The organism is Nocardia sp. 348MFTsu5.1, assembly GCF_000383535.1.
GTDB classification, from domain to species: Bacteria; Actinomycetota; Actinomycetes; order Mycobacteriales; family Mycobacteriaceae; genus Williamsia; species Williamsia faeni.
Map to the genome: position 1 here is coordinate 1 of NZ_KB911522.1, position 18,000 is coordinate 18,000.

The window sequence follows — 18,000 nt, forward strand, 5'->3', positions numbered from 1 at the left end:
AGCACCTAAATTGGCACTAACAATCCATCGACACACTATCGAGTTCTCAAAGAACACACCCACAACCAACTTCGACACCCACACTGAGATGCCATCCTGGAAGGGATACATTTGTTGTCTTACCGCAAGCTGTCTCGTTTCCGAGGCAACTTTTCAAGCTTACCCGACTCACATCCGGCCCGCAACTCGCCGCATTTCGCGGTCCGTCACCACCCGCGCTGAAACACCCCACTCGAAAGCGGATCTGATTCATAACTTGGGCGGTCAACGTTGTTCCTTCAAGGAAAGAATCCCTGTCGGTGTTACCGGCCCCGGCGACTTGCTCTCCAGTGCCTCACTCGCTGACTCGACAAAAGTTACGGGACCACCACACCCACCGTCAAATCGCCTGGTCCGCAATCGATTCGAGATGCATCAGTGCAGGTCACGGCACTGCTGCGTTGGCAAAAACCCTGGGCCGGCGCCCCTTACCGGCGAAAGTTGTCATTGTGATGACCGCCACCGAGGCGATCGCTGCGCGTTGCATTGACAACACGTTTGGAGTCACCAAAGCCAAAGCCTGACCGGAAAGTGCTCTCCTACCCACCTTTTGGACAGTTACTCCAGAGCCCAGGTGGTCGTACCGTCAGGGAATGGCGATCGCAACGCTCAACTCCGGCCGATACGAATCGAATGGTGTTGCGGTGCAACGTCTTCTGCACGAGATTCCAGGACTGGCCGCGATCGACGTGAAAGCACATCGGACTGCCGGCCAGACCGTCCATCTGACCCACAGCTTCGGGCTCGAGTCGATCTCCGACGCGGCGATGGTTGCCGAACTGCTGAAGCTGGTGGAGTGCGGCGCCTTGTCCGGACAGGCCGACTTCGAATCCGCGGCGCTCGGTCTTGTGCTCACCTGCGCTGACGATCCGGCGCTGTGCTGGCAGGCGTTCTACGACAACTCCCTCGACGAGCTGGCGAGCGGCAGGTCGCCGTTTGCGTCCGTCCACCATCGAGCTCTGTCCCAACTCGCCGGGTCCAGTGTCCTGGAGGTGGGAAGTTGCTTCGGTTTCTTCGCACTACGTGCGGCACTCACCGGGTTCGACGTGCAGGCCTGCGACATCTCATCGGGCGCGGTGAAGCTCCTGCGCACCGCCGCCGGGCGCCTCGGCCTACAAGTGCAGGCGCGCGTCGGGGACGCACTCGCCCTCCCGTACCCCGATTCCTCGGTGGACACCGTGACGCTGATCCACCTGCTCGAACACCTTCCATCGCACGTTGACCAGGCGATTTCCGAGGCGCTACGAGTGGCTCGCAAACGGGTGGTCATCGCGGTGCCATACGAGGATGAGCCCAGCCCCCACTTCGGTCACCGTCACGTCGTCACGCCCCAGACACTTGTCGCCTGGGCGAGGCAGGCCGACCATGCCGGCGCGGAGATCTTCGAGGACAACGGCGGATGGCTGATCCTCGACGTACCACCGGCTCATGCCTCCTAGATCAGCTGCCTCCTAGATCAAACCCCGCTTGCTGGCCAGGTACACCGCCTCGGTGCGCTTGCTGACTCCCATCTTGCGGATGATGTTCCGGATGTGGAACTTCACCGTCGACGGCGAGATGTACAGCGTCTCGCCGATCTTCTTGTTGGCACTGCCATCCGCCAGAAGGCGAAGTACCTGCCGTTCGCGCTCGGTGAGTGTCTCGGGGTTCCCCTGACCGGTCACCGCCCGGAGCACCACCGCGGCGCTGCGTGGGTCGAAAGCGCTGTCACCTCGTGATACCGACTTGATCGCCCGCACCAGTTCGGTGGTGTCGATGTCTTTGACCACGTATCCCTTGGCGCCACTGCGGACCGCACGGACCACCAGTTCGTCGTCGAGGAAAGTGGTGAGAACCAGTGTCGCGATCGATGGGTGCAGTCTCGACAACTCGCTGATCAGGCGCAGTCCCTCATAGTCGGCGCCCGCGGTCAGCTTGAGGTCCACGACCACCACGTCGGGGGCACACACACCGACGCCTTCGAGTGCTTCCTCGACCGTATTGGCCTCTCCGACAACCGATATGGACTCCTCACGTTCGAGAAGGGATCGCATCCCCTCCCGGAGCAGCGCATGATCGTCCACCAGCATCGTCCGGATCGGTCCGGGACGCTCCCGACGGACGTGTTCGGCAGTACTCATCGCGTGTTCCCCTTGTGCTCGGTCGGGATCTCGACAACCACCCGGACGCCTCCCAGCCGAGAACGGAGGATCCGAAGATCACCGCCCAATTCCAGTGCGCGCGAGCGCATGTTGGCCAATCCATGGTGCCGTCCGGACAGATCACCGACGGTTGCTGCCCGCATCACCCGGCGCATGTGGTCGGGATCGCCGGTGCCGTCGTCGTCGACCGTGAGCCGGACATCATCCTCGCCGTACGTGAGCGCGACCTTGGCGTGTGCAGCCCGGGCATGGATCGCGGTGTTGAACAGCGCCTCTCCCGCGATGCGCAGGATGGCGTGCTGCAGTTCGTGGGAGAGATCGCGTTGATTTCCGACCACCCTCACGTCGGTGCTCAGGTCTGCAGGCATGTGCATCGAACACAGTTCTTCGAGGATTGCGGTCAGGTCTCCCGTGCCGGCGGACGGCGTGTGGTTGAGCGTGTAGATGACCGATCGCACCTGTTCCACCGCGTCTCTGGTCAGCTTGCCGGCCACCTCTAGGCGCTGCGCGGTCTCCGGTTCGGCGTCGATGCGACAGACCTCGATCTGCACACCGGCCGACAACACCGACTGCGCCACCGAGTCGTGCAACTCGCGAGCGATCCGGGCCCGCTCGGTGTTGAGCACTTCCTGGCGCATCGCGGCGGACAGTTCCCGCTGCGTCTGTTCGAGTTCATGATTGCGTTCGGCCAGGTGTGTCGCGTGGCGCTGGCTCTCCTCGTACGCGCGCTCGACCTGGACCAGCAGCGCCTTGCTCTCTTCGAACAATGCCGCGTTCAGCAACGCAACGGTCGCCTGGCCGGCCAGGATCCTCAGCACCACGACGTCCGTCGGATCTATCCCCTGCGTGAGGGGGACCCAGGCGGAGAGTCCCCCGACGACCTCACCGTTGAGCTCCACCGGGACGTGGACGTGATGGTCCTCGATGACCGGCCGGCCCAGGCTCGCCACCTGACCACGCAGAATGTCGTTGAGGCGGTTGAGGACGACGTCGGGCAGACCGCCCGGTTCGATCGCGGCGTCCACGCCTTCGAATGCATAGACCACGCCCGCAGCATCCATCATCAGATGCCGGGGTCCTGTCCGTTCCAGCCGACCGTCGGTGAGCGCAAACAGCACCCATTCGGCGCCGAGGTGTTCCCGGGCGGCATCGACCACCGCGATCACCAGGGCCTCGGGCCCCGCTGCGGTCTGCACCAATGCTCGGGAAATCCGTTCCAGGGCACCGACAACACGTGTGAGCCGCTGCTCTACGCCACGAAACTGGGCGTAATGCGTCTTCTTGACCGACCGGAGCCCGACGAGTGTTTCGAGGTTGTCGGCCTTGCCCTCGGGAGTCACAGCGCGTCCAGATAGAGACCGGCGACCGTGTCCTGGTCCGGTTGGCGCGGATTGGTGGTCATACAGGAATCGGCCAGCGCATGTACGGACAACGTGGTGACATCGGACTTCTGCACACCCAGCGGCGTCAGGCTGCTGGGCATACCGATCCGGGCCGCGAATTTCGCGACCTCATCGGCCAGGCGGTCGGCGACCGTCATCGGCGACCCATCCGTCGCAATCCCGATCGCACCGGCCAGATCTACGAATCCGTCGGCACACACATGGGCGTTGTACCGGATGACATGGGGCAACAGCACTGAATTGATCGCGCCGTGTGGGGCGTCGCAACGGCCGCCGACGGGATGACTCATCGCGTGCGCGGCCCCGAGGATCGCATTGGTGAACGCCATCCCGGCCTCGAGCGACGCGTACGCCATCGCCACTGATGCCTGCGGATCCGACGGCTCGTCGACAAGCCTTTCCAGATTGCGCCAGGTTGTCGAAATAGATTGCAGTGCAAGGTTATCAGTCATGCGGCTACGTGCAATCGAGACGTACGCCTCGATGCAGTGCGTCAACACGTCCATCCCGCACTGTGCGGTGACATCTGACGGAACGGTGGCGAGTACCCGGGGATCGACCACTGTCACATCCGGGACCAGCCCGCGTCCGATGATCGTGATCTTGGTGGCGCGCGCCGGATCGTTGACGATGCAGAACTGCGATACGTCGGATCCACTGCCTGCGGTCGTCGGGATCGCGACCACCGGCGGCAACGGCTTGCTCGCTCGATCGATGCCCTCGTATTCGAGGATGTGCCCGCCGTTGGAGGCAATGATCGCAACGCCTTTGGCGGCATCGATCACCGAGCCACCACCGAGCGCGATGATCCCGTCGCAACCGGCGTGTGTGTACGTTTCGAACGCCGCGGTGATCTCGCCGGCGCGAGGATTGGGTGATACGCCGGTGAAGTGTTTCGCATGCAGTCCCACGGCCGCGATCCGGGTGATCAACTCGTCGAACCAGGCGGTCGCGGCAACCCTGGCGTCGGACACCAACAGGGGACGGCGCATCCCGAGCCGCGAGGCCGCCAGCGCGGCCTCGGCGAGTGCACCTTCACCGATGATCATCTCGGGTGCGTGGAACTTGACCACCCGAGGCGACGGACTACTGCGCGTCATCTTCCATTCCTACTCCGGCCCCGCCCCGTCGCACGCCGCGATTCCGACCCAGGTCCAACCCTAGTGAAGTGCCCGGCCACCCGGACTGTTTCGCACGCCTCGCTGCAAACCTTCCCGCCGGCACCTGTCACGACAGCGCGTTCCCGACCTCATCGGCGCGCTCGATCAGTTCGGCGGCATCACGTGCCGACACCACGGCGTCGCAGTGGGCCGAGTAGTCGGTCATCCCACATCCCGCCTGATTCCAGTAGCGCGGTGGCTCCGGTGTGACCCAGGCCAGACGATGGGTGCGACGGCGCAGCTCGCCCAGCAGCTCGGGCCGGGCCGGGAATCCGTTGCTGCGGGCGTCTCCGACGAACAGCACGCTCGTCCGCCGGTCCAGTAGGCCACCGTGAGTGGTCAGCAACCTCTCCAGCACCTGCCCGTAGTCGCTGGTGGCGGCCAGGTCGAGTCCCGGCGCCGACAACACCCGCGTCAGCGCATCGTCGCCATGACCGACGAGCAGAGGAGTGGTCACGTCCACCGGATCGTCGACAAACGCCAACACGGTGCAGCGATCGGCGATCTCGTGCATCGACTGGGCCATCCGCAGGATGAAACCGGCGACCGGTCGTACCGACAGGGACACATCCGCGACGATGAGCAACCTGATCCGTCCCGGGACCCGGGTGCGGCGGTACAGATGTACCGGGTCACCGTCGGTCTTCAGCGCCGCCCGCAGTGTGTGCCGGATCGCGAGTCGTCCGCTCCCCTGTTGCCGGGCCCGGGTACGCGGGGCACCCCGCATCCGGCGCACGATCCGGTGACAGGCCTGATCGATGTCGGCGCGGGACACCGCCGCGGTCTCGGTGGACGCCCCCGCCGCCCCGGTGACGTTCGCCGGTGGCGTCCAGGCGGCCACAAAGGCCTCGATGGCGGCGAGCAGATGATCGAGCTGGGCGCTGCCGAGATCGTCGCCGGTGGCCCGGCCGTACACCCGACGGGCGTCGTAGTTGTCGAGGCCGGCCAGTACCGCAGCGGCATCGGCGACGGTGAGAACACCGGACCGGACCCGCATCGGCGAGGATGCCATGTCCCCGACGTCTGCGGCGCCGGCGTTGTCGACTTCGATCGTGTAGGTGATTCCGCCGGACACCGAGTCCGAATCAGGGTCCACGGCAAGGGATTCCGCGCCGGACGAAACGGTGAAGTCATTCTCTTCGCGGTGCGCGGAATCGCCGTGCCGCTGCTCGGCTTCCGGATCGTCGTCGAAGAGATCGCCGATCTCCTCGGTGTGTTCGTCGGCACCGATCATCCGGGAGGCACCTTCGAACTCCTCGTCCCACCCGAATTCCTCCGGCAGACCACCGGGCGTACCGCGGACCTTCGGCAACGAGTCCGCGTCGGCGGTGGCGGGCGGTCCATCGACGAACAACGCCTGGAAGACCGCCTCGAAAGCCTCGACCTCATAGCCGTACTTGACGGTCACCGACTTCAGCGCCGGACGCAGTGTCGACAGCTCGCTGCCATAGATCGCAAGCACCCGGCGCACTTCGATCGTCTCGGCGGGCGACACCCGGACCCCACACCGGCGCAACATCCGGCTGAATGCGCCGGCCACCACATCGAGCACCGGGTCGCGACGGGCCGGTTCGCGAGACATGGTGCCGCGGTGCATGATCCGCTACCTCCTGCTCGCCGACCGGGCCCGGCCGGCACCGAATGCCGCCGCGGTCACCGAGGCCCCCGGACTGCTGCCGTCCGCGGCGATCTCGGTGGTACCCCGGGACTTGTCCGGCTGCTCTTCCCGGCCGAGATTCTCCAGTGCGGTGTCGACATCGGCACCGAACTTGACCAGGAGCGACAACAAGGCCCGGGTCCGGTCAGGTGAGTCGACACCCAGGAATGAGGTGGCCCGCGCCGCATCGATGACCTCGGCGATCGACGGGCTCTTGCGCAGCGCCATCGCCCGCAACCGGCCGGCCAGCGCCACCACATCGGCGATCGCGGACTCCTCGATCTCCGGGGCTCGCGTGGCGATGATCTCGCGTTCGGTGGCCGCATCGGGATAGTCCACCGCGTAATGGATACAACGCCGCTTGAGCGCCGCGGACAGCTCTCGAGTGTCGTTGGACGTCAGGATGATCCACGGCTCCGAGCGTGCCGTGAAACTTCCCAACTCGGGGATGCTGACCTGTCGTTCGGCGAGCACCTCCAGCATCACCGCCTCCATCGCCTCGTCGGTGCGGTCGATCTCGTCGATCAACAGCACCACCGGTTCAGGCGACAGAATTGCCGCCAGCAGCGGCCTGGCCACCAGGAAATCCTCGGTGAAAACACCGACGTCCTTGCGGGCCAGGGCCGCCGAGGCGGACGCCAGATCCTCGTACTCGGCGAGTTCCGCGGTGATCCGATCGCGGAGCATCTGGACATGAAGAAGTTGGCGGGCGTAATCCCACTCGTACAGTGCCCGGGCATCATCGAGGCCCTCGTAGCACTGCAAGCGGATCAGCCGACGTCCTGATGCCGCTGCCAGGGCTTTGGCGAGTTCGGTTTTACCCACGCCCGCCGGCCCTTCCAACAGCAACGGTCGTTCCAGTGCGGTCGCGAGGTGCGTCACCACCGACAGGTCGCGGTCGATGACGTAATCCACCTCCCGGAGTGCGGCGGCCAACGCCGCCGGACTGTCGAACCCCACCGAATCGAATTCCACAGAACCCGAACCACTTTCGCTTGCATTGGAATGAGCTACTTCCGCCAACTCGGTCATGCTGTCCTTCCCTGCCGTATGCCTCGCCCGCGTCTACCGGATGTCAGTACGTACCGGTGAACGCGTGGGTGACCAACGGGATCAACGAGTTGACGGTGGACTCACGCGGGTTGCCCGGTGTACACCAGTCCCCCATCATGTGTTCGGCGACCGCCTGGATCTGCTTGTCCGAGGTGTCCATCTTCTCGCCGCGGCCCTCGTACTTGCCCGTGTTCATCCGGTTCTTGTCGTAGGTGTTCGTCCGCAAGGCACCGAAGTTGTCGGGGATACCGAGGTCCTTCGACAACCGGATCGCCTCTTCGACCGCGGCGTCTGCCGCCTGAACGGTGGTCATCTTCGAGGTGTCGACACCCATCAGGGCCGCGATCTCGGCATAGCGCTCGAAACGGGCCGGCAGGTTGTACTCCCAGACACGTGGCAATGCGATGGCGTTGTTCAGACCGTGATGGCTGTCGTAGAACGCGCTGACCGCATGCGACACCGAGTGGACCAGACCCAGACCACCCGAGTTGAATGCCTGTGCCGCAATGTATTGCGCGTGCATCATGCCGGTGCGGGCTTCGAGGTTACGCGGGTCGTAGACCGCGGTCCGCAGGTGCTTGGTGATCAGTTCGATCGAATATTTGGCGTTACCCAGTGATGGTGCGAAGTCCAGCCGCGACACATAGGGCTCGCTGGCGTGCGCCAGGACATCGAACCCACAGAACGCGGTGAAATGCTCGGGGCACGAGTAGTACAGCAGCGGATCGTCCATCGCCAGGTCGACGAGGCAGGTGTCATCGAAAGCCACCCACTTGTGGGGATTGTTCATGTCGGAGGTGTCGGTGATCACGTACGCCCAAGACGTCTCCGAGCCGGTTCCGGCCGTGGTCGACACCGCGATGTGCTTCGGGTTCTCCTTGTTGGTCGCCTTCGAGAATCCCTCGAACTCATTGATGTTGCGCCCGTCGTGGGCGATCACCATTCGGGCACCCTTGGCCGCGTCATGGCTCGAGCCACCACCGACCGAGATGATGCCGTCGCACTTCTCCGACTGGTACAGCGCGGCGGCGTCCATGCAGTTGTAGTCCTTGGGGTTGGACTCCACCTGGTCGAAGAGCACCACGTCGACGCCCTGGTACTCGATCTTGCCGATCAATTCATCGATGATCCCCGAACCGCGCAGGCCCGTGGTCATGAGCAGGACCCGGGACATCCCGAGATCCTTCGCCTCGACACCGATCATGTCGTGGGCGCCGACGCCCAGTTTGGCTTTGGGGAAAGGATGGAACTCCTTGATGGGGAAATCCCAGATCTGGTTGAGCTCGATGGCCATGGCCTGACTCTCCTTGTTCGAGGGCAAAAACTGTTGCCCCACAAGGATGTTGCCCAGATCACAGTCAGGACAAGGTCACCTGTCCGTGCCCCGGCAAACAACGTCCGGACCGCCAGCTACCGCACCTGCCCAAAGGGTCAGGTGCCCGCGCGGGTCAGTACCCCGGCTTCGAATCCATCGTCACGCGGACGATCTCGCCGCCGAGGCTGCGCATGATCTCCACAAAATCGGGATAGCCACGATCGATGTGCGAGACGTCGTGGACCTCGGTCACGCCGTCGGCCACCAGACCGGCGAGTACCAGCCCGGCCCCGGCGCGGATGTCCGAACTCCAGACCGGCGCGCTCGAGAGCTGTTCGATACCCCGGATGACCGCGTGATGGCCATCGGTCCGCGCGTCGGCGCCGAGCCGCACCATCTCCTCGACAAAGCGGAATCGCGCCTCGAAGACGTTTTCGGTGATGACCGACATGCCATCGCTGATGGCCGCCAAACCGATGGCCATCGGCTGGAGATCGGTCGGGAACCCCGGAAACGGCAGTGTCGAGTAGTTGACCGCCTTCGGCCGGTCGTCCTGGACGACACGGAACCCGTCGTCGAACTGGGTGACCTTCGCCCCGGCCCCCACCAGTTTGGACAGCACCAGCTGCAGGTGCCTCGGATCGACGCCACGCACCGTGATGTCGCCGCGGGTCATGACCGCTGCGATCGCCCAGGTGGCGCCGACAATCCGGTCGCCGATCACCCGGTGGGTCACCGGCATCAGCCGCTCGACGCCCTCGACCGTCAGAGTCGAGGTGCCTTCGCCACTGATCTTGGCGCCCATCTGCTGCAACATCACGCACAGATCGACGATCTCCGGCTCGCGGGCCGCGTTGTCGATGGTTGTCACACCCTCGGCAAGCACCGCCGCCATCAGGATGTTCTCGGTGGCGCCGACCGACGGGAACTCGAGACTGATCGGAGCACCGATCAGCTTGTCCGCCTCGGCGACCACGCATCCGTGTTCGATCACACTGTGAGCGCCCAGCAGTCGTAGGCCGGCCTGGTGCATGTCCAGCGGCCGTGAACCGATCGCGTCTCCACCGGGTAGTGCGACAACGGCGCGGCGGCAACGCGCCACCAGTGGTCCGAGCACGCAGACCGAGGCCCGGAACTGCTTCACCGCATCGAAGTCGGCGTGGAACTTGGGTTCTGCCGGCGTATCGATCACCACGGTGTCGCCGTCATGGCTGACAACAGCACCCAGACCTCGCAAGACCTCGGCCATCAACGGAACGTCGAGGATCTGCGGGCAATTGGTGATGGTCGTCCTGCCCTCTGCGAGCAACGCCGCAGCCATCAACTTCAGAACGCTGTTCTTGGCGCCCACGACTTCGACCTCACCGGTCAGTCGTGCGCCCCCGGTCACCAGAAAACGATCATCAACCACGGATGTAGCCTAGGCGACCGGCCACGGACCGCAGGCGACGGCCCGCCATAGTCATCATCGGTTCTCGGCGACGAGCTTCAGGGAGGCCAAACCCTTCTCGAAATCCCGGCCCACCAGCTTGTCCGTGGAAACGATCTTCGCGAATAGCTTTGCCAGCCCGGTATTTTCACCGGTCATGGTCCACCGAACCTCGGTTCCCGCCGCCGCCGGAACCTCTGTGAGCGTGAACACCGCCCGATTGGAAGCCTTGAACGGCTTGAGGAAATCCAGCTGCACCGACACCGAATCGGGCACAGCCAGATCCGTCACGATCATCGACCCCTGGCCCGCCTTACGGTTCCCCTTCCAGGCATAGGTGCTGCCCACCGCTCCCGTCGGGCCGCCATACGTCCGTTCCAGCGCAGGATCCAAACCCTCCCAGGGTGACCAGAGCTTCCACTGATGAAAATCCACGATGAACGGGAAAATCGCCTCGGCCGGAGCCGCGATCGTGATGGAACGTTCGATGGAGAATGCCTGTGGCGCCAACGGTGTCTCCCGCAGTTGTGGTCGCGGCCCTGACCGGACTGGGCCATTACCACTGCGAGGATACCGGGTAGGTTTGCTGTCATGGCTGTTCATCTGACCCGCATCTACACCCGTACCGGCGACGCGGGAACCACTGGACTCAGCGACTTTTCGCGCGTATCCAAGAATGACCCCCGAGTGCTGGCATATGCGGACTGCGACGAGGCCAACGCCGCCATCGGCGTTGCGCTGGCGATGGGCAATCCGTCCGCAGAGATCGCCGACGTCCTGCGGCGCGTGCAGAATGACCTCTTCGATGCCGGTGCCGATCTCTCGACCCCGGTCGTCGACGACCCGAAGTATCCGCCGCTGCGCATTCTGCAGAGCTACATCGACGACCTCGAGGTCTGGTGTGATCACTACACCGACCAGCTCGAACCGCTCAATTCGTTCATCCTGCCCGGCGGCAGCCCACTGAGTGCTTATCTACACGTTGCTCGCACGGTCACCCGCCGTGCGGAACGAACGGCGTGGGCGGCCATCGAAGCATTCCCGGACGACACCAGTCCACTGCCGGCGCAGTACCTGAACCGGCTGTCCGATCTGCTGTTCATCCTCTCCAGAATCGCCAACCCGGGCGGCGACATCCTGTGGCAGCCGGGCGAGCAGCGCACGCGGGCCCAGTCGGACCAGTCGGCTGCCGACAACAGCACAGCCGACAACGATCAGGCTGCAGCGCAAAAAGATTGATCAGTCGTCGCGGTAGCGGCGTTGTGCCCGCTGAGACGGCCGCGATTCGAGCCACGACTGAAATGCGGTCACACCGCCGCTGTCGAGGGCGAGTTCGAACTCCCCATCCCGGTCGGCCAGCTCGAGGATCACGATGCTGTCGTCGAGGAAGTCCGCTTCGCATGCGGTCGGTGACCGACGGCCGCTGACCGTCACCACCTGACGCAGTACCAGCCGCTGAGGCCCGGGCAGGACCCTGCGTAGGCGGAAGTATTCGAGGGCGTTGTCGTCGTACCGGACCACGCCGTGTCGCCAGGCCCGACCGTCGTCTGCGGGCAATTCACGCAGCAGCGCCGAGGTTCCCGAACCACGCAGTTCGTTGATCCGGTAGAGCATGTACAGCGCAAACGCGACGACGAGCACGATCACCGTCAGGGCAATGAGACTCCAGTCCACAGCTGACACCTCCTTTGGCCCCCGGTGAATATGCAACGATCCCCGCAAACTTGTCTTAAGTTTGCGGGGACCGGAGAAAGTCTGGCCATTCGAATGGTACCTGCGCTAGAGGAAGCCATTCGATCAGCACCCTATTTGACTTGTTGCAGTACGTCCACGGCGCGAAGACGCGATTCCGCACGCAAGAACTCGACACTACCCTTTTCGGCAGATTCGAGCACCGAACGCTCGGCGGCCTCGTCGACATCGCCGGCCCACTCGGCGGCCTCGGCGAGGATCGTGACGACCTCACCGGTCACCGAGATGAAACCACCCTGAACAGCTGCCACGAGGCGCTTGCCACCGACCTCGTCGATCGCGACATATCCGCCCGGTGCCAACTGACCCAGCGTGGGCTCGTGATGGGCCAACAGACCAATTGCGCCCTCGGTGGTCTGAGCCACCACAAACGTTGCTTCGCCGGAGTAGATACGCGACTCAACCGCGACCAACTCGACTTGAAATGGTGTGTCAGGCATCGAGTGATGTCACTTTCCGGAGATCTTCTTGGCAGCGGCCTCGACGTCGTCGAGTCCACCGCAGCTGTTGAACGCCTGCTCGGGAAGATGATCGTATTCGCCCTTGGCGACCTTGTCGAAAGCCTCGATCGTGTCGGCCAGCGGCACAACCGAACCCGTCTGGCCGGTGAACTTCTCGGCAACGATGAAGTTCTGGCCGAGGAACTTCTGGATCCGACGTGCGCGCTGCACGGTGATCTTGTCTTCCTCGGAGAGCTCGTCCATACCGAGAATCGCGATGATGTCCTGAAGTTCCTTGTACTTCTGCAGGATTCGCTTGACCTCGTTGGCGACGCGGAAGTGCTCGTCACCGACGATCGAGGCCTCGAGGATGCGCGAGGTCGACGTCAGCGGGTCCACGGCCGGGTAGATACCGAGCTGTGAAATCGGGCGCGAGAGCTCCGTGGTGGCATCCAGGTGGGCGAACGTGGTCGCCGGCGCCGGGTCGGTGTAGTCGTCGGCGGGCACGTAGATGGCCTGCAGCGAGGTGATCGAGTTACCACGCGTCGAGGTGATGCGCTCCTGGAGCTCACCCATCTCGTCGGCCAGGGTCGGCTGGTAACCAACGGCAGACGGCATACGGCCGAGCAGCGTGGAGACCTCGGAACCGGCCTGCGTGAAACGGAAGATGTTGTCGATGAACAGCAGCACGTCCTGACGCTTGACGTCACGGAAGTACTCCGCCATCGTCAGCGCGGACAGAGCGACGCGCATACGCGTGCCCGGCGGCTCATCCATCTGGCCGAACACCAACGCGGTGTCCTGAAGAACACCCATCTCCTCCATTTCGAGGTGGAGGTCGGTGCCCTCACGAGTACGCTCACCGACGCCCGCGAACACCGAGGTGCCGGAGAACTCGCGAGCGATACGGGTGATCATCTCCTGGATCAGAACGGTCTTGCCGACACCGGCACCACCGAACAGACCGATCTTGCCGCCCTTGACGTACGGGGTCAGCAGGTCGATGACCTTGATACCGGTCTCGAGGATCTCGGTCTTGCCCTCGAGCTGATCGAAGGCCGGGGGCTTCCGGTGGATGCCCCACTGCTCGCCGTCGCGACCGGTGCCCGGTGCGTCGAGGCAATCGCCGAGTGCGTTGAACACGTGGCCCTTGACGACGTCACCAACGGGAACCGAGATCGGCTTGTCGGTGTCGGTCACCTCGGTGCCGCGGGTCAGACCGTCGGTCGGCTGCATCGAGATGGTGCGGACCAGGTTGTCGCCGAGGTGCTGGGCAACTTCGAGCGTCAAGGTCTTGGCAACCGACTTCAGCGCGATATCGGCGTGGAGTGCGTTGAACAGGGGCGGGATGGCGCCGCGCGGGAACTCCACGTCGACGACCGGACCGATGACACGCACGACGCGGCCAGTCAGCCCAGCGGAACCCGTCCGGGAAGTTTGGGTTTCAGTTGTGGTCATGATGTCTCTTCCTCTGTGACGATGGCATTGGCATGTTTCGCGAACTGCGATCGGGCCGGCCGGATGCCTGAAAACTGTCGAGTCCGGTTACGCAAGGGCATCCACACCACCGACGATCTCGCTGATCTCTTGGGTGATCTTTGCCTGGCGGAGCTGGTTGGCCTCGCGGGACAAGGTGGTGACCAATTCTTCGGCGTTGTCGGTGGCCGCTTTCATCGCGGTCCGGCGGGCTGCCGATTCAGACGCAGCCGAGTCGAGAAGCGCCGAGAACACCCGGGTTGCAACGTATTTCGGCAGCAATGCCGTCAGTAACGTTTCTGCGCTCGGCTCGAATTCGTAGTTCCGGGCTAACCCGGTGCTCTCCCCGGACTCGTCTTCGGTGACGACCAACGGTGCGACCCGACGAACGACCGGTGTCTGCGTCAGCATGCTCACGAAACGCGTGTACACAAGATGCAGCTCGTCCACGCCCTCGATCTCCCCGCCGTCAGGCGAGTCGATCGTCGTGCCGGATCCGGCCATGAAGAGGTCGATCAGGTGCTCTGTGGACGCCCTCGCATCGGCGTAGGCCGGCTGCTGTGAGAACCCGGTCCAGCTACCTGCGAGCGGCATCTTCCGGAACGTGAAGTACGTGGTGCCCTTCTGCCCGGTGACGAAGAGGACAACATCCTTGCCCTCGTCGGTCAGCAACTCGATCAGCTGGCGAGCTTCGCGCAGCACGTTCGAGTTGTAGCCGCCGCACATGCCGCGATCGCTGGTGACGATCAACACCGCAGCACGTTTCGGCTCAGCACGTTCCGTCAGCAACGGATGCGTGAGCGAGGTGGCGCTCGAAGCCAACTCAGAGAGGACCGCAGTGATCTCCTGTGAGTACGGCTTCGAGGCCTTCACTCGTGCCTGAGCCTTGGTGATGCGCGAAGTCGCGATCAGCTCCTGTGCCTTCGTGATCTTCTTGGTCGATTGCACAGACCGGATGCGCGAACGTAGCTCGCGAATGCTAGCCATCTACTGTCACAGCCCTTCCCGGCCCGTCAAACCTTTGCCAATCATCAAAACCGATTCCCTAGGACTTGCGAACTTTGACGGTCTCGTCCTCGACCTTGTCTGCCGAGAGAGCGGACGCTGCTGCTTCGTTCACGACCTGAGACTTCTCGTCGGCCCAGAAGGTCTCCTTGAACGAGTCGGCTGCCTTCACGAGAGCGTGAGCAGCTTCGTCGGTGAGGGCCTTGCCGCCTGCGATGGTCTCGTAGACGCCGGATGCCGAGCGATGCAGCTCGTTGATCAGTTCGGCCTCGTAGCGACGAACTTCGTCGACGTCGACCGAGTCGAAGTGGCCTTCGCCGGCGAGGTAGATCGAGACGATCTGATCCTCGACTGCGACGGGCGAGAACTGATCCTGCTTGAGCAGCTCCACCCAGCGGGCACCACGATCGAGCTGAGCCTTCGAGGCGTCGTCCAGGTCCGAGGCGAAGGCCGAGAAGGCTTCCAGCTCACGGAACTGTGCGAGCTCCAGACGCAGCGAACCCGAGACCTTCTTGAGGCCCTTGGTCTGTGCGGCGCCACCAACACGGGAGACGGACGTACCGACGTTGATCGCCGGGCGAACACCCTTGTTGAAGAGGTCGGACTCGAGGAAGACCTGGCCGTCGGTGATCGAGATGACGTTGGTCGGGATGAACGCCGAGACGTCGTTGGCCTTGGTCTCGATGATCGGCAGACCGGTCATCGATCCACCACCCATTGCGTCCGACAACTTGGCGCAACGCTCCAGCAGACGCGAGTGCAAGTAGAAGACGTCACCGGGGTAGGCCTCGCGGCCCGGCGGACGACGCAGCAGCAGCGAGATGGCGCGGTAGGCCTCGGCCTGCTTCGACAGATCGTCGAACACGATGAGGACGTGCTTGCCCTCGTACATCCAGTGCTGACCGATGGCCGAGCCGGTGTACGGAGCGAGCCACTTGAAGCCGGCCGAATCGGAGGCGGGAGCAGCCACGATGGTGGTGTACTCCATGGCGCCCGACTCTTCGAGAGCAGTCTTGACGCCCGCGATGGTCGAACCCTTCTGGCCGATTGCCACATAGATGCAGCGAACCTGCTTGTCGGGGTTACCGGTCTCCCAGTTGGCCTTCTGGTTCATGATCGCGTCGATGCAGACCGCGGTCTTGCCGGTCTTGCGGTCGCCGATGATCAGCTGACGCTGTCCACGACCGATGGCGGTCATGGCGTCGATGGCCTTGATACCGGTTGCCAGCGACTCCTCGACGGGCTGGCGCTCGAGCACCGAAGCCGCCTGGAGTTCGAGGACGCGGTTCTCCGAGGAGACGATGTCTCCGCGGCCGTCGATCGGCTTACCGAGCGGGTCGATAACGCGACCGAGGAAGTTGTCGCCGACGGGAACCGACAGCACGTCTCCGGTACGGCGGACTTCCTGGCCTTCCTCGAGAGTGTTGTAGTCACCGAGGATGACTGCACCGATCTCGGATTCGTCAAGGTTCAGTGCGACGCCGAGGACGCCGCCGGGGAACTCGAGGAGCTCGTTCGACATCGCGGACGGCAGTCCGCTGATGTGTGCGATTCCGTCACTGGTGTCAGTGACATACCCGACCTCGTCGCGTGCAACTTCCGTTGAGAAATTCGAGGTGTAGGTTTCAATCGCACTTCGGATCTCATCGGAGGTGATCGTCAACTCCGCCATATTCTTGCCCTGCTCTTCCTGCGTGGTCGTGAGTTTTGTGGAATCGGTGTGGTGCGCATCGGCTCGGGCGGAATCGTCAGCCCAGCGACTTGCGGATCGTGGCCAGTCGTCCGGCGCCGGAGCCGTCGATGACCTCGTCGCCGATCTTGATGACCATGCCCGAGAGCAGGTCCTCGTCGACAACAACGTGAGTGACGATCGGCTGGTTGTAAATACGCGTCAGCGTGGCCGTCAGGGCCTCGACCTGCGAACCCGTCAAATCGACGGACGCCCGGACCTTCGCGACCAGACGGTCCCGCTGGCCGGCGGCCAGGTTCGACAAAGCGTCGAATACATCGGCCGGTTTCTCGTCGGACAACCGGCCGATGGCCTGTACGGCCAGCGCTTCGGTGACCGTTGACACCTTGCCGGTGGTCAGCGATGCCAGCAATTCCTGGCGTGCCTTTGCCGACCGCGATTTATCCGCGAGGGCAACCTCGAGGTTCGGGTTGGAGGCGACCTTGCGGCCGAGCAAGAAGAGTTCTTCCTCGACCGTGTCGAGCGCGCCGGTTTCGGACGCCGACTTGAGGTAGGACTCGCGTCCGAGGAGTTCGAGCCCGCTGAGCAGATCAGAGTTGTTCGACCAGTCACGGCCGACCGCCTCCACCACCACCGCAAGTGAGCCGGCTCCGATCTGGCTGCCGAACAACTGGCGTGCCAGGCCCTGCCGGACGTCCACCGGTGCGGAGACGTCGCCGAACGCGGTACGCAACGATCGCTCGCTGTCGAGGAACCCGACAACCGCGAACAGATCAGAACCGATCTGCTCCGCGGCCGTGGCGGCATCGCCGCCTGCAGCTGAAATCGTCTCGGCCAGGGTTGCCCGGGTACCACTCAAAGCTTCGCGGCTGGCTGCGTACATTGGCTTCACTTCCTCTGCGCAGAAGTAGCGTCGAGATCAGCCAGGAACCGGTCGACGGTCTGGCCTCGCTTGACACTGTCTTCGAGGTGCTCGCCGACGATCTTCTCCGCCAGGTCAACGGCGGTGCGACCGAGGTCGGCACGAAGTTCGGCGACGATCTGATCGCGTTCGGCCCTCAGTTGCGAGCGGCCGGCGGCGACGATGCGCGCGCTCTCCGCTTCACCCTGGGTGCGAAGCTCGGCGATGATCTCTTGCCCGCGGAGCCGTGCGTCCTCACGAATCTGAGCCGCGACTGCGCGGGTTTCGAGCAGCTGCTCTTCACGCTGCTTGAGCAGGGCATCGGCTTCTAGTTGTGCATCAGAGGCCCGCTTGAGCCCACCGACGATACCGTCGGTGCGCTCGGCGAGAACTTCCTGAGCACGTGGAAGAACGAACTTCCAGAAGACGAGTCCCACAATCGCCAGGGCCACGATGGACCAGACGATGTCGTAGGTCGCAGGCAGGAGAGGATTATGAGATTCCTCTTCTGCGGCGAGAATCAAGGAGTTGGCACTCAT

General features: G+C 63.8%; 17 protein-coding genes. 2 read left to right on the forward strand and 15 right to left on the reverse strand.

Annotated features, from left to right (window positions below):
- The first annotated feature begins 632 nt into the window (after positions 1–632).
- Complete coding sequence (mftM, locus tag H290_RS0122015) at positions 633–1,478, forward strand: mycofactocin oligosaccharide methyltransferase MftM (RefSeq protein ID WP_020109003.1); 846 nt, start codon at positions 633–635, stop codon at positions 1,476–1,478.
- Between the two features lie 12 nt (positions 1,479–1,490).
- Here the strand turns inward: mftM and H290_RS0122020 are convergent, their stop codons facing one another.
- The 8 genes from H290_RS0122020 to H290_RS0122060 form a co-directional block, all read right to left on the reverse strand.
- The gene (locus H290_RS0122020) at positions 1,491–2,159 is read right to left on the reverse strand and encodes a response regulator transcription factor (RefSeq protein ID WP_020109004.1); all 669 of its coding nucleotides are present in this window, start codon (positions 2,157–2,159) and stop codon (positions 1,491–1,493) included.
- A complete protein-coding gene (locus tag H290_RS0122025) occupies positions 2,156–3,520 on the reverse strand; it encodes a GAF domain-containing sensor histidine kinase (RefSeq protein ID WP_020109005.1) in 1,365 nt (454 codons plus the stop codon). Before H290_RS0122025 ends, H290_RS0122020 begins: the two co-directional genes overlap by 4 nt.
- Entirely contained in the window at positions 3,517–4,683 is a 1,167-nt protein-coding gene (locus H290_RS0122030; protein WP_028463532.1) for an iron-containing alcohol dehydrogenase, read from the reverse strand. The genes H290_RS0122025 and H290_RS0122030 overlap by 4 nt, the downstream gene beginning before the upstream one ends.
- A gap of 127 nt (positions 4,684–4,810) precedes the next feature.
- Positions 4,811–6,340 (reverse strand): VWA domain-containing protein, encoded by a 1,530-nt coding sequence (locus H290_RS0122035; protein ID WP_020109007.1) that lies wholly within the window; start codon positions 6,338–6,340, stop codon positions 4,811–4,813.
- A gap of 6 nt (positions 6,341–6,346) precedes the next feature.
- Positions 6,347–7,432 (reverse strand): MoxR family ATPase, encoded by a 1,086-nt coding sequence (locus tag H290_RS0122040; protein WP_028463533.1) that lies wholly within the window; start codon positions 7,430–7,432, stop codon positions 6,347–6,349.
- A gap of 43 nt (positions 7,433–7,475) precedes the next feature.
- Positions 7,476–8,747: an NDMA-dependent methanol dehydrogenase gene (gene mdo / locus H290_RS0122045; protein WP_020109009.1), complete on the reverse strand. Its 1,272-nt coding sequence runs from the start codon at positions 8,745–8,747 to the stop codon at positions 7,476–7,478.
- 154 nt (positions 8,748–8,901) lie between these two features.
- On the reverse strand, positions 8,902–10,179 hold the full coding sequence (murA, locus tag H290_RS0122055) for a UDP-N-acetylglucosamine 1-carboxyvinyltransferase (RefSeq protein ID WP_020109010.1): 1,278 nt from the start codon (positions 10,177–10,179) through the stop codon (positions 8,902–8,904).
- 54 nt (positions 10,180–10,233) lie between these two features.
- Complete coding sequence (locus H290_RS0122060) at positions 10,234–10,707, reverse strand: SRPBCC family protein (RefSeq protein WP_020109011.1); 474 nt, start codon at positions 10,705–10,707, stop codon at positions 10,234–10,236.
- 81 nt (positions 10,708–10,788) lie between these two features.
- Here H290_RS0122060 and H290_RS29465 point away from each other — a divergent pair, with 81 nt between their 5' ends.
- The gene (locus H290_RS29465) at positions 10,789–11,436 is read left to right on the forward strand and encodes a cob(I)yrinic acid a,c-diamide adenosyltransferase (protein ID WP_020109012.1); all 648 of its coding nucleotides are present in this window, start codon (positions 10,789–10,791) and stop codon (positions 11,434–11,436) included.
- Here H290_RS29465 and H290_RS0122070 read toward each other — a convergent pair whose 3' ends face one another.
- The 7 genes from H290_RS0122070 to H290_RS0122100 form a co-directional block, all read right to left on the reverse strand.
- Entirely contained in the window at positions 11,437–11,871 is a 435-nt protein-coding gene (locus H290_RS0122070; RefSeq protein ID WP_020109013.1) for a DUF2550 domain-containing protein, read from the reverse strand.
- 131 nt (positions 11,872–12,002) lie between these two features.
- Entirely contained in the window at positions 12,003–12,389 is a 387-nt protein-coding gene (locus tag H290_RS0122075; protein ID WP_020109014.1) for a F0F1 ATP synthase subunit epsilon, read from the reverse strand.
- A 9-nt stretch (positions 12,390–12,398) separates the two neighbouring features.
- Positions 12,399–13,847: a F0F1 ATP synthase subunit beta gene (atpD, locus tag H290_RS0122080; protein WP_028463535.1), complete on the reverse strand. Its 1,449-nt coding sequence runs from the start codon at positions 13,845–13,847 to the stop codon at positions 12,399–12,401.
- A gap of 87 nt (positions 13,848–13,934) precedes the next feature.
- Positions 13,935–14,852, reverse strand: coding sequence for a F0F1 ATP synthase subunit gamma (locus tag H290_RS0122085; RefSeq protein ID WP_020109016.1), 918 nt, complete (start codon positions 14,850–14,852; stop codon positions 13,935–13,937).
- Positions 14,853–14,910: 58 nt separating this feature from the next.
- Complete coding sequence (atpA, locus tag H290_RS0122090) at positions 14,911–16,542, reverse strand: F0F1 ATP synthase subunit alpha (RefSeq protein WP_020109017.1); 1,632 nt, start codon at positions 16,540–16,542, stop codon at positions 14,911–14,913.
- A gap of 76 nt (positions 16,543–16,618) precedes the next feature.
- On the reverse strand, positions 16,619–17,443 hold the full coding sequence (locus H290_RS0122095; protein ID WP_020109018.1) for a F0F1 ATP synthase subunit delta: 825 nt from the start codon (positions 17,441–17,443) through the stop codon (positions 16,619–16,621).
- A 5-nt stretch (positions 17,444–17,448) separates the two neighbouring features.
- Positions 17,449–18,000, reverse strand: a complete 552-nt coding sequence (locus H290_RS0122100; protein ID WP_020109019.1) for a F0F1 ATP synthase subunit B — start codon at positions 17,998–18,000, stop codon at positions 17,449–17,451.